This is a genomic window from Candidatus Dependentiae bacterium (assembly GCA_020431705.1).
GTDB lineage: Bacteria > Babelota > Babeliae > Babelales > Vermiphilaceae > JAGQHQ01.
Map to the genome: position 1 here is coordinate 14,828 of JAGQHQ010000003.1, position 11,735 is coordinate 26,562.

Here is an 11,735-nt window from a genome sequence, read left to right on the forward strand (position 1 = left end):
CTACACTTTTCTGATAAATACAAATGATCCTGACTTACCGGGAACAGCACCTTTAACCAATACAACATTTGTTTCTGGTTCAACACGCATCACTTTCAATCCACGAATCATATGTCGCTGAAAACCCAATTGACCAGGCAATCTTTTGCCCTTAATAACTTTACCGCATGCTCTAATATGACCAATTGATCCTGGAAACCTTCCCATTTCCGTACCGTGACTCCCTGGACCACCAGCAAAGCCATGCCTTTTAACTACACCAGCAAAACCTCGCCCACGAGTTGTTCCAACAACGTCAACCAAACTACCAACTTCAAGCAATTTTTGATAATCGATAGTACTTCCAATCTCAATATCAATTTTTTTATCAGACGTTTTTAGCTCTTTTAAAGAGACAAAATATTTCTTGGGTTTTTTCAACCAAGAGTGTGAAAACGTTTGTTGTGCATAGCGGGGGCGAACATGCCCAATTTGCACAGCACGATAGCCATCACGGTCTAATGTTTTTAAACCAGTAACTACCCAATGTGCAAGATTGATAACGGTAACGGGCACCACTTTGTCTTCTGCAAATACTTGCGTCATACCAACTTTTCTACCCCAAATCCCTGTAACCATTGCATCGTCTTTCTGCATTATTTAATCTCAACATCAACACCGGACGAAATATTAAGTCGCATTAACGCATCCATTGTTTGATCTGTTGGCGATTCGATGTCCAAAATACGTCTGTGCGTTGTCAGATCAAATTGTTCTCTCGATTTCTTATCAATATGCGGCGATCTCAACACTGTAAAACACTTTTTTTTGTTTGGAAGAGGAACAGGTCCCATAAGCTGGGAACCCGTTCTTTTAACTGTCGAAACAATAAGTTTTACAGCCTTGTCCAGCAACTGATGATCATATGATTTTAACGTTAAACGAATCTTTTGTTTTTTCATCAGTTACCTAATTACTCTATAATTTCAGTTACAACACCAGAACCAACGGTTCTACCACCTTCACGAATAGCAAAACGTAACTCCTTATCCATCGCAATTGGTGCAATAAGCTCAACAGTTAACTCGACGTTATCGCCAGGCATTACCATTTCGCGACCAGCTTCAAGCTCAGTTACTGTGCCAGTCACATCTGTTGTTCTAAAGTAGAATTGTGGTCTATAACCTTTGAAAAATGGACTGTGTCGACCACCCTCCTCCTTAGTTAAAACATATACTTTACATTTAAATTTTTTGTGAGGAGTTATACTGCCTGTAGCTGCAACAACCATCCCACGTTCAATGTCATCTTTAGCAACGCCACGAAGTAATAATCCAGCATTATCACCAGCCTGACCTTGGTTCAACGTTTTTTTAAACATTTCAACACCGGTTACTACCGTTTTAATATTTTTACCAAGACCAATTACCTCAACGTTATCACCGACAACAATTTTGCCAGTTTCAATACTACCAGTTGCTACAGTACCACGACCAGCAATTGAAAATACACCTTCAATTGGCATCAAAAACGGTTTATCAATTTCGCGAACTGGCTCAGGAATATACTCATCTAAAGCATCCATCAATTTATCAATCGCTTGAGAACCAAGCTCGCTATCTTCACCTTCAAGAGCCTTAAGTGCTGATCCACGAATTACCGGAATCTTATCACCAGGAAAATCATACTTAGTTAGAAGTTCTCTGATTTCTTCTTCAACCATATCAACCATTTCTGCATCATCAACCATGTCAACTTTGTTGAGAAAAACAACAAGACTTGGAACGTTAACGTTTTTTGCTAACAAAATATGCTCACGAGTTTGAGGCATCGCACCGTCATTGGCAGATACAACCAAAATTGCACCATCCATTTGCGCAGCACCAGTAATCATGTTTTTTACATAATCAGCATGACCCGGACAATCAACGTGGCCGTAGTGACGTTTTTCTGTTTCATATTCAACATGAGTAGTTGAAATAGTAATACCACGCGCTTTTTCTTCGGGGGCATTATCAATTTGGTTAAAATCTTTTTTCTCAGCAAAACCTTTTTCCGACTGTCTTTTGGTAATTGCAGCAGTTAACGTAGTTTTACCATGGTCAACGTGACCAATAGTACCAACATTTAAGTGAGGCTTTTTACGCTCAAATACATCTCTAGCCATTGCTTAGACTCCTAACACACAAAATAAAAATCAAACTATTTCTTCTCAACAATTGAATCCTGAATATTCTTGGGAACCTCACGATAACATTCAAATTCCATTGAATAACTCGCACGCCCCTTTGTCATGGAGCGAAGTTCTGTTGCATAACCAAACATTTCGCCAAGTGGAACTTCAGCTATAATTTCCTGTTTTCCACTTTTAGCATTCATACCAGAAATTCTACCACGACGAGAGCTCAAATCGCCCATCACATCACCCATATACTCTTCAGGAGTTTCAACATTTACCTTCATAATGGGTTCAAGCAATACCGGATTAGCCTGAGCCATACCAGACCTAAACGCCATCGAAGCCGCAACTTTAAATGCAATCTCTGACGAATCAACATCGTGATACGATCCATCATACAATATTGCTTTAAAATCAACTACCGGATAGCCTCCAATAACCCCAGAATTTTTCGCTTCCTCGACACCTTTTTGTACTCCAGGAATAAATTCACGTGGAATGGTACCACCCACAATTTTATTTTCAAACTCAAAACCCTTACCTCGCTCCAGGGGCTCAAACTTCATCCACACATGACCATACTGACCACGACCACCAGATTGTTTGATAAATTTACCTTCAACATCTGACCCTTTTTGAATTGTTTCTTTGTAAGCAACCTTCAACTTACCTTGCCTAACCTCAACTTTATGCTCACGACGTAAACGATCAACAATAATTTCTAGGTGAAGCTCTCCCATACCTGAAATTTCAGTTTGCCCAGTTTCTTCATTATATGTAAACATAAATGATGGGTCTTCTTGCATAATTTTACGTAAAGCCAGCACCATTTTTTCATAATCTGCCTTACTTTCTGGCTCAACTGATGTTGAAATTACCGGTGCAGGAACGTCTATCGATTCAAGCAAAATAAGCTTGCCCTCTTCGCATAAACTGTCGCCTGTCATTGCCTCTTTAATACCAATAACAGCAGCTATGTCACCAGCCTTTACTAAATCAATTTCTTCACGCTTATTTGCGTGCATCTTAATTAAACGACTTACACGCTCTTTAGAGCCAGTACGCACATTGTATATATATGAGCCGGCTTTTAACTCTCCAGAATACACACGTACAAAGTTAAGCACACCAACAAATTGGTCAGTCATAATTTTAAACACAAGTGCAGCAAAGGGTCCTTTTGGATCAGCTTTACGCAATTCCTCTTGATCTGTTCCTGGAATAATACCAGTAACAGGAGGAACATCTAAAGGTGAAGGCAGATAATCAACAACAGCATCCAACAACAATTGAACGCCTTTATTTTTAAATGCTGTACCACAAAACGCAAGCGTAACACCACGCAAAATTACACCCTTACGTAGCGCAGCCTTAATCTCATCAATAGATATTTCCTGCTCGCTTAAAAACTTATCTGCTAGAATATCGTCAAAATCGCACGCCGCCTCAATTACTTTCGTGCGAAGCTCTTCAACTTTATCAGCGTATTCAGCAGGAACATCTGACCAAATAATTTTTTCACCCATCTGGCCATCAAATATAGCCATTTTGCGGGTAAGAACATCAATAATGCCGTTAAAATCTTCTGCCACTCCAACAGGCATCTGCATTGCCACTGCATTAGCGCTCAGTTTTTCATTCACGTCTTTAATAACATGAAAGTAATCAGCACCGATACGATCCATCTTATTTGCAAAAATAATACGTGGCACACGATAACGATTTGCTTGACCCCATACAGTCTCCGATTGAGGCTGCACACCATCAACGGCACTAAACACGGCAATAACACCATCTAAAACACGTAAGGATCGACCAACCTCGATTGTAAAGTCTACGTGGCCCGGCGTATCAATAATATTGATCTGATGATCTCTCCAGAAGCAAGTTGTTGCTGCAGAAGTAATAGTAATACCACGCTCTCGCTCTTGCTCCATCCAGTCCATAATCGCTTCACCCTCGTGCACCTCACCAATTTTGTGAGAAATACCAGTGTAAAAAAGCATACGCTCTGTAACTGTTGTTTTACCAGCATCGATGTGAGCCGCAATGCCAATGTTTCTATATTTTTGTAACGGATTACTCATAATGCACCTTTAACTTACCACGCATAGTGAGAAAAGGCCCTATTAGCCTCTGCCATACGATGAACATCCAACTTCTTCTTAACAGCGCCACCACGCCCATCCAAAGCATCTACCAGCTCTCGAGCAATACGCTTTCCCATCGTTTTATCGGGACGCGCTGCAGCTGCAGTGATAAGCCAACGAAATGCTAAAATACGCGCTCGACTTGATTCAACTGGCCGTGGAATTTGATACACACTTCCACCAACACGGCGCGACCTCACCTCCACAGCAGGAATAAGCTGATCGTACGCCTTACGAAAGATCTCAATAGCCTTATCTTGAGAACCAGCCTTTTTTGCAAGTTCATCAAGCGCTTCGTATACTATTTTGCGTGCAATATTTTTTTTACCCCGCCACATAACCACATTAATAAAACGCTGAATAAGTTCAGATCCAAAACGGGGATCAACACCAACCTCTCGCTTAAAGCCGACTTTTTTACGCCTTGGCATATCTATGACCTTTTATTTATGATTTAGGGCGCTTAGCACCATAAAGTGAACGTGACTGTCTTCTATTTTCCACACCAGCAGTGTCCAGCGCACCACGAACAATGTGATACTTTACACCGGGTAAATCTTTTACCCGGCCACCACGAACCAACACAACAGAGTGCTCTTGCAAGTTATGGCCCTCACCAGGAATATACGCCGTTACCTCAACACCAGTTGAAAGTTTCACACGAGCTATTTTACGCAAAGCGGAGTTCGGCTTTTTCGGTGTAACAGTTTTTACTTGAGTACACACACCACGAGCCTGAGGAGCTCCTTTAAGGGCTGGACTCTTTGATTTTATTTTAATTCTTTTTCTTCCAAATCGACAAAGTTGGTTTATTGTTGGCATAGCGCGATATTCCTAAATAATATTAAATTAACACAACAAAGAACATTTGTTGCTCTAAAACTCTTTTGTTCATCACAAAACCACATTTTTTAGTAATAATCCTCACCTGACAGGATACAAAGACTACTAGTATTTTACCCTTTTTGTGAATTTTTTCAAGATATTTATACAAAAAGACCGCACATGCCCAAGACGTGATAAATATTTACATAATACACTACCTGTTTTATTCTGACAATCCCCGTATTCTTGTCAAAAAATACAAGCTGCATACTACTATTGTTTAATTATAATGGACGTTCACAAGTATCCATGATACGTTATGCAGAGTAACTTTTTTTACCGTACATTCGGATATATTTATATTATTTTTACAAAGTAAATCATACTACACCTTACATAAGGAGTTCTACATGAGTTTGGTAAGTCTACCTCAAAGCTTCTTTTTTCTTATTATCGGCATTTTAGGAATAAGTTTTTTGATAGCATTTCATGAGCTTGGCCACTTTCTTTTTTGTAAACTATTCAACATTCACACCCCATCTTTTTCTATAGGTTTTGGCCCTCGACTGATCAGCAAAAAGATTGGCTCAACAGAATTCAAAATTTCAGTAATCCCACTTGGTGGCTATGTAGAGATTGCAGGATCAGCAGAGCCTGGACAAGGTAAGCAAAAAGACGCAAATAGAATGGATGAACAGTCATTTGCTATCAAACCGTTTTGGCAAAAATTTCTCGTTATGATTGGTGGTATTTTATTCAATATGGCGTTTGCATATTTTACTTTTGTGATAATCTTCATGACTGGCCTACCAAAATCTCGCCTGTTAGCCCCTCTAACCATGAAGCCAACTATATCTACCGTAGCTGATAATTCAGCGGCACAAAAAGGTGGATTGAAAGTTGGTGATACTATTCTTGCTGTCGAAAATCAAAAAATTGGTAATGACGTAGGAAAATTACTTAAATTGTTGAAGCCGCTTGCAAATCAAAAAATTTTACTACGCATTGCACGAGACGGCAAAGAAAAAACACTAAAACTCAGCACAGACTCACGTGAATTTATGGGAGAAAAAATAGCTTCCCTAGGAGTAGATTTCGAACTTCAAGAAATCCGGAGCAAATCATTGCTTGACTCAATCAAAGCAGGCATAGCACTGACTAATAAGTTCATTGCCGACACATTAAAAGCATTTAAGCACATTTTAACCAAGCATGACGTACAACAAATGGGCGGCCCAATCATGATTATTGCAGCAACCGCCAAAGGTGCCGGACAAGGTTTGAAAATCTTTTTTATTTTCTTGGCTATCATCAGCATAAATCTAGCTGTATTGAATCTGATTCCACTGCCCATACTTGATGGTGGTCAAATCTTATTTCATTTAATTGAAGCACTTTTTGGCCGTCAATTACCGATTAAAGTTCGTGAGTACATTGCTATTGCCAGCTGGATCTGCTTCTTACTCTTGTTTGTATACCTAAGCGCACAAGATATCTATCGCCTTGCAGGAGTATATATTCAGAAAATTTTGCACATATTCCGCCTATAAAAATTTCACAATTTTTAGACGCTATTTTTTGATACTAAAAAAGGCGTGCGGTTTTCTACCCCACGCCCACTCAATCGCTGTTACTCTCACCGATTAGGTATGTATTTATCCCAGTTGAGCTTTATGAGGATGCTCAGATCCTGCATAAACCTTCAATTTTTTGATAATTTTATGATTAAGCTTATTTTTGGGCAACATACCTTTAACCGCTCGAATAACAATCTCTGTTGGTTTTTTTGCCAACAACTCTTTTGCTGTTGTTTTCTTCAATCCACCAGGATAACCACTGTGGCGAACATATTCTTTGTCTGCCCACTTGCTACCAGTCAACACAACTTTTTCCGCATTAGTAACGACCACATAATCACCAGAATCTGTATGTGCCGTAAAGTAAGCCCTGTCTTTTCCACGAAGTACATTAGCAATCTCAGTTGCTAAGCGACCTAGCACTTTACCCTCAGCATTAATATGCTTCCAAACAGGTTTTACATCTTCTTTTTTGAGAAAAAACGCTTTATTCATATCCATGATAAAAAACCTAACACGCTACTTTAATTTTTCTAAACTCTTAAATACAACTGTAGAGGAAAAACCATTTTTGGTCAAATTGGCCAATATACTCTATTTTGCTGTGTAGCTGGAATGTACGGAATTATTGCTTAAACAGCGTAAATTAGTATACTATGTGCCTAATAAATGTACAGTTTTCCTCTCTAAACAACAAGGAACTTCATGATACTTGGCACCTGGTTAGTTTTATTACCACCAATTCTTGTATTAACCATAGCGTTTGGAAAACGCAACCTAAATTTAGCTCTACTGGTTGGCATTATCAGCGCAGGACTCCTTGCAAAAGATTGCTATATTATGCCAACAATAAATCTCATTATTGATCGTCTTGGAAAACAAATAATTGATCGTGATTATTTATATATTTATTTTTTTCTGTTTACCATTGGAATATTAATCGCTCTGATTAATCATACCGGAGCAGCACGAGCTTTTGCCCATAGTATTACACTACGACTACGCAATGGTATGATGGTTGAAACAGCATCGCTTCTTCTTTCTTGTGTTCTTTTTATTGATGACTATTTGAGTAACTTAACAACTGGCTATGTAATGAGGCCATTGACAGATAGATATAAAATTCCACGAGCAAAGCTAGCATTTTTGGTACATTCTCTTGCTGGGCCTCTTGTTATTCTCGCTCCTATTTCCAGCTGGGTTGCATATATGACTGGTCAACTTGCCCTAGTGGGTATTGATAGCGCAGCAAATAAGGCAACAACGAAAATCATAATTGAGCCATTTTATGCATACATACAATCTATTCCGTTTATTATATATCCATTCACGATTATTGCCAGCACCTGGTTTATTGTTCGTACCCACATTTCGTTTGGCCCAATGCGTCATCATGAAACCATAGCAAAAAAAACCGGAAATTTATTTGGTGGAAAAGCAGCTCCCAAGCAAGCACTTGAAATAAATGAGCATATGAATGGATCAATAATTGACCTACTCATTCCAGTCGGTACGTTAATAATGCTCTCAATTTTTGGCATTATATTTTTAAATACAATTTTTTCTCCTTTTTTCACACTATGCGCAGCAGGAGCTATTAGCCTTGTGCTTGGCTTTGCTCTTACGCTCATACGCAATACAATTAAAAAAGCAGAAATTTATCTTGTTATCAAAAGTGGTGTTTTGTTAATGACAGGTGCAATTTTAATGGTAATACTTGCTTCAACATTCGGTGTTATGTTACGAAGCGATCTATTCATCGGAAATTACCTAGCACAAACATTACTTGAGACTGTACATATTACTTTATTACCAGGTATATTCTTTATCGTCTCACTCGTCATTGCAACAATTACAGGTTCTTCTTGGGGGACCATGGCAATTATGCTTCCTGTCGGTGTACCAATACTCCTCAACCTACTCCACCCAGAAACACCCATTATGCTCAGCAAAGTCCCGCTATTACTACCAGTAATCGGTGCAATATTTTCCGGTTCGGTTTGCGGAGATCAAATTTCACCCATTTCAGAGACAACTATTATGGCATCAACAAGTGCTGGATGTTATCCTATAGATCACGCTTACACACAAATCTTCTATGCGTTACCCGCAATCATTGGCACAACAATTGCATTCTTCCTCTCTGGTTTTTTACTTAGCTACCATCCAATAATCAATGCAGCGATTTCAGTTACTACTGCTGTTGGAATCTGCTGCACACTATTGTATCTCCTAAATAAAGTTACAAAAAAATAAAAAAACACCCTTAAAACTTGTTATTTCTAGGATTGCCATTTAACATTTTTCGTTACATTGATATACTCCTTAGCTAGTAATAAGAACTAAAACAAAAAGGTGTATCAATGAAATGGAAACCACCTCAAGCTATTCTTATAGCTACATTTATATTACTTTTATATGGCAATAGTGTATACCCAATGTTTGGGCCGAATGAGGGAAAAGACATTGGTAAAGAAGCTGCAGAAAAAGTTGCTACCGGAATGGAAAATCTTCTTGCAACAGCGTCAAACACCTTTACTCCTGAGTTAAAAAACATTGGTAAAAATGCAGGACAGGTTGCAGCAAAAGAAATAACTGAAGCAATAAAAAATCTTGATAATACGATAGATAAGTTGGTAAAAGGTACCATCACATCAAAATCAAGTATTCACATCACCGTTGATCCAGAAATATTAAAGCTTACCCAAGATGTCTGGGTGTATATTAAAAAACGCGGGTCACGCATTGCTGGTGGCCTAACTCTTATGGCTGGTGGCGTCTTTATGATTGTGGATGGAGTACGACGAATTGCAGAAACTGAGGTTGGTAACATTGATAAAAAAATTACCTATAAAATTATTGAAGCAGTAACCGGATTAATAATGACAGGTAGTGGTCTTTATCTCGTTTTGGCTTAAAAAAATCTAGCTACGCGCTTCTGTTACAAAATCATGAACTAACTGTGGTTTTGTGTACTCCACATTCTGCTGAACCATAGCCTCAATTTCTTCTGGTTTTTTGGGAAGATGTTCACTTAGACATATCGCGCCGTCTTTAACAATCCAATAATCATCTTCAATTCGAATACCAATTTTTTCCTCTGGGATATAAATACCAGGCTCAATAGTAATAACATCCCCTTCTTGTAATGGTCGTTTATAATCACCAACATCATGAACATCTAAGCCAAGATAGTGTCCAATACCATGAATAAAATAATCTCCGTAACCGCACTCTTGTAAATATTTTTTTGCCAAATGATTCAATGACTTTTCGGGATAGTCTTTATTAGAAAGCCAATAGCCAGGACGTGCAAGAGATGCAATATAATCTTGCGTTTCTAACACAAAATTATAAATTTTCTTTTGCCATTCTGTAAATTTGCCAGAAACTGGATATGTACGTGTAATATCAGCACAATAATAGTCGTATTCTGCACCAATATCTACAACAACCAGATCGCCCGCTTTTAAGGTATCTTTGTTTGCTGTGTAATGCAAAATAGTACCATTTTTTCCGCCTGCAACAATACCTGGAAATGCTGCGCGCGCATATGAGCCAATAAACATATATTCAATACTTGCTTGCACTTCACATTCAGACACATCTGGAGCAATAACCCCTGCTGCCGCCTCGTGAGCCATTACCGTAATTTCTACTGCTTTATATAATTTTTCTATCTCCTTTATATCTTTACGTTGACGCATTGCTGCAACATGTCCCGAAATATCAACCAACAGTTGAGGAAAATCTAGAATAAATTGAGAAATACGGTTTAATACTAATCGTTGCTGCTGATATTCATGTGCATTATCTGGTACAAGCGTAAAGATCGATCCTCCATTTTTAATTTCATTATCAAGGCGCTCCAAAAGTGCTTGATACTCACTTTGTGCAAAGTATGGATGTAACTGATATCCTCTGCATGGTTGACCAAGAGTTGTAACTGAATCTATACCCATTATTTTGGCATTTTCCTGCGTAAGCTCAACAGGAGAATAAATCCAACTACTTCGGCTCACACCGCAATTTGGCAGATACAGCGTAGTCTCACCATCCATATCCATCACCAATACCGTACTTGCTTCTTTTATTCCCGTTAAATAGTAAAAAGAACTTTCTTGCCTAAATACATGGCGATCATCTTCAAAGCCAGCAAATAATACAACAACACCCTTTTTATTGGAATACTCTTGTTTTATTGTGTTAATCAATTCTTTTCTACGCAGCACATGCATAGAAAAGTCATTTACCAAAGCGCTCCCTCCAGACATACCAAATCCTTTTGCTACACACACTAATATAAAAACAGTAACCATACATATCTGCTTTTTCATTACTATTTACTCTATCCCGCTTTCTCCCTCATCCTTCTCCGCTTACCTCACTATTACACCATAACGTTGAATTAAAAACATTAAAAGGGCTTTCTTTCAGACAGTGCTTTATATACAGTCAAGCGATCCATTGTTTCCAATGATGAGCCAACAGGCATACCGCGCGCAAGGCATGAAATTTTTACAGAGAACACTTTAAGTGTACGCGCAATAAAAGCTGCTGTTGCTTCACCCTCAGGTGTTTGATTAAATGCTAAAATAATTTCTTGTATTTTGTTTTCTTCAACACGTTTTGCAAGCGCACTAATAGTCAAATCATCCGGACCTATACCTTCAAGTGGACATATTAAGCCACCCAAAATATGGTATACACCTGTGTATCCTTCTGTCTTTTCTATTGAAAGTAGCTCTTGCCACGATTCAACGACACATACAATATGTTGATCTCTTTTTGGTGCAGAGCAAAAAACACAATCAACACCTTTTTGCTTCCAGACAAAGCATATTTGACAAGGAACAATTGTTTTTTTAACCAAAAGCAATGTTTTGCAAAATTGCTCAATATTATGCTCATCCAGCGTTAAAAAATACGTTGCTACACGATACAAATTTTTTGACGCCAAATATGGTACTTGTTGTAACACTTTGAGTAGCTGAGCCAACGCTGGAATTTTTTGTATCATAATTC

At 38.5% G+C, this 11,735-nt stretch carries 12 protein-coding genes; 3 read left to right on the forward strand and 9 right to left on the reverse strand.

Features of this window, described 5'->3' with window-relative positions; genetic code table 11:
• Genes rplC through rpsL form a run of 6 tightly spaced genes read right to left on the reverse strand, consistent with a single transcriptional unit; the run spans position 1 to position 5,130 of the window.
• Positions 1-636, reverse strand: coding sequence for a 50S ribosomal protein L3 (rplC, locus tag KC460_01345; protein ID MCA9769997.1), 636 nt, complete (start codon positions 634-636; stop codon positions 1-3).
• Positions 636-941 carry a 30S ribosomal protein S10 gene (gene rpsJ, locus KC460_01350; protein MCA9769998.1) on the reverse strand — a complete coding sequence of 102 codons (306 nt, stop codon included), beginning with the start codon at positions 939-941 and terminating at the stop codon, positions 636-638. The genes rplC and rpsJ overlap by 1 nt, the downstream gene beginning before the upstream one ends.
• A gap of 11 nt (positions 942-952) precedes the next feature.
• Positions 953-2,146, reverse strand: coding sequence for an elongation factor Tu (gene tuf, locus KC460_01355; protein MCA9769999.1), 1,194 nt, complete (start codon positions 2,144-2,146; stop codon positions 953-955).
• A gap of 35 nt (positions 2,147-2,181) precedes the next feature.
• On the reverse strand, positions 2,182-4,245 hold the full coding sequence (gene fusA, locus KC460_01360) for an elongation factor G (protein MCA9770000.1): 2,064 nt from the start codon (positions 4,243-4,245) through the stop codon (positions 2,182-2,184).
• A 14-nt stretch (positions 4,246-4,259) separates the two neighbouring features.
• Positions 4,260-4,739, reverse strand: coding sequence for a 30S ribosomal protein S7 (rpsG, locus tag KC460_01365; GenBank protein ID MCA9770001.1), 480 nt, complete (start codon positions 4,737-4,739; stop codon positions 4,260-4,262).
• A 16-nt stretch (positions 4,740-4,755) separates the two neighbouring features.
• Complete coding sequence (gene rpsL, locus KC460_01370) at positions 4,756-5,130, reverse strand: 30S ribosomal protein S12 (GenBank protein ID MCA9770002.1); 375 nt, start codon at positions 5,128-5,130, stop codon at positions 4,756-4,758.
• Between the two features lie 413 nt (positions 5,131-5,543).
• Here rpsL and KC460_01375 point away from each other — a divergent pair, with 413 nt between their 5' ends.
• Complete coding sequence (locus KC460_01375; GenBank protein ID MCA9770003.1) at positions 5,544-6,683, forward strand: site-2 protease family protein; 1,140 nt, start codon at positions 5,544-5,546, stop codon at positions 6,681-6,683.
• A 105-nt stretch (positions 6,684-6,788) separates the two neighbouring features.
• Here KC460_01375 and rplM read toward each other — a convergent pair whose 3' ends face one another.
• The gene (gene rplM, locus KC460_01380; GenBank protein MCA9770004.1) at positions 6,789-7,205 is read right to left on the reverse strand and encodes a 50S ribosomal protein L13; all 417 of its coding nucleotides are present in this window, start codon (positions 7,203-7,205) and stop codon (positions 6,789-6,791) included.
• A gap of 210 nt (positions 7,206-7,415) precedes the next feature.
• On the opposite strand from rplM, the gene KC460_01385 reads away from it, so the two are divergent.
• Complete coding sequence (locus KC460_01385; protein MCA9770005.1) at positions 7,416-8,966, forward strand: hypothetical protein; 1,551 nt, start codon at positions 7,416-7,418, stop codon at positions 8,964-8,966.
• Positions 8,967-9,073: 107 nt separating this feature from the next.
• Complete coding sequence (locus KC460_01390; GenBank protein MCA9770006.1) at positions 9,074-9,628, forward strand: hypothetical protein; 555 nt, start codon at positions 9,074-9,076, stop codon at positions 9,626-9,628.
• Between the two features lie 6 nt (positions 9,629-9,634).
• Here KC460_01390 and KC460_01395 read toward each other — a convergent pair whose 3' ends face one another.
• Positions 9,635-11,047 carry an aminopeptidase P N-terminal domain-containing protein gene (locus KC460_01395; GenBank protein MCA9770007.1) on the reverse strand — a complete coding sequence of 471 codons (1,413 nt, stop codon included), beginning with the start codon at positions 11,045-11,047 and terminating at the stop codon, positions 9,635-9,637.
• A gap of 80 nt (positions 11,048-11,127) precedes the next feature.
• Positions 11,128-11,730, reverse strand: coding sequence for a recombination protein RecR (gene recR, locus KC460_01400; protein MCA9770008.1), 603 nt, complete (start codon positions 11,728-11,730; stop codon positions 11,128-11,130).
• Positions 11,731-11,735 lie beyond the last annotated feature (5 nt).

Excerpts from the sequence above, each read along its gene's own strand:
- rplC (MCA9769997.1), bottom strand. The coding sequence starts at position 636 with ATGCAGAAAGACGATGCAATGGTTACAGGGATTTGGGGTAGAAAAGTT.
- rplM (MCA9770004.1), bottom strand. The coding sequence starts at position 7,205 with ATGAATAAAGCGTTTTTTCTCAAAAAAGAAGATGTAAAACCTGTTTGG.
- rpsL (MCA9770002.1), bottom strand. The coding sequence starts at position 5,130 with ATGCCAACAATAAACCAACTTTGTCGATTTGGAAGAAAAAGAATTAAA.
- fusA (MCA9770000.1), bottom strand. The coding sequence starts at position 4,245 with ATGAGTAATCCGTTACAAAAATATAGAAACATTGGCATTGCGGCTCAC.
- rpsJ (MCA9769998.1), bottom strand. The coding sequence starts at position 941 with ATGAAAAAACAAAAGATTCGTTTAACGTTAAAATCATATGATCATCAG.
- KC460_01390 (MCA9770006.1), top strand. The coding sequence starts at position 9,074 with ATGAAATGGAAACCACCTCAAGCTATTCTTATAGCTACATTTATATTA.
- KC460_01385 (MCA9770005.1), top strand. The coding sequence starts at position 7,416 with ATGATACTTGGCACCTGGTTAGTTTTATTACCACCAATTCTTGTATTA.
- KC460_01395 (MCA9770007.1), bottom strand. The coding sequence starts at position 11,047 with ATGAAAAAGCAGATATGTATGGTTACTGTTTTTATATTAGTGTGTGTA.
- recR (MCA9770008.1), bottom strand. The coding sequence starts at position 11,730 with ATGATACAAAAAATTCCAGCGTTGGCTCAGCTACTCAAAGTGTTACAA.
- rpsG (MCA9770001.1), bottom strand. The coding sequence starts at position 4,739 with ATGCCAAGGCGTAAAAAAGTCGGCTTTAAGCGAGAGGTTGGTGTTGAT.
- tuf (MCA9769999.1), bottom strand. The coding sequence starts at position 2,146 with ATGGCTAGAGATGTATTTGAGCGTAAAAAGCCTCACTTAAATGTTGGT.
- KC460_01375 (MCA9770003.1), top strand. The coding sequence starts at position 5,544 with ATGAGTTTGGTAAGTCTACCTCAAAGCTTCTTTTTTCTTATTATCGGC.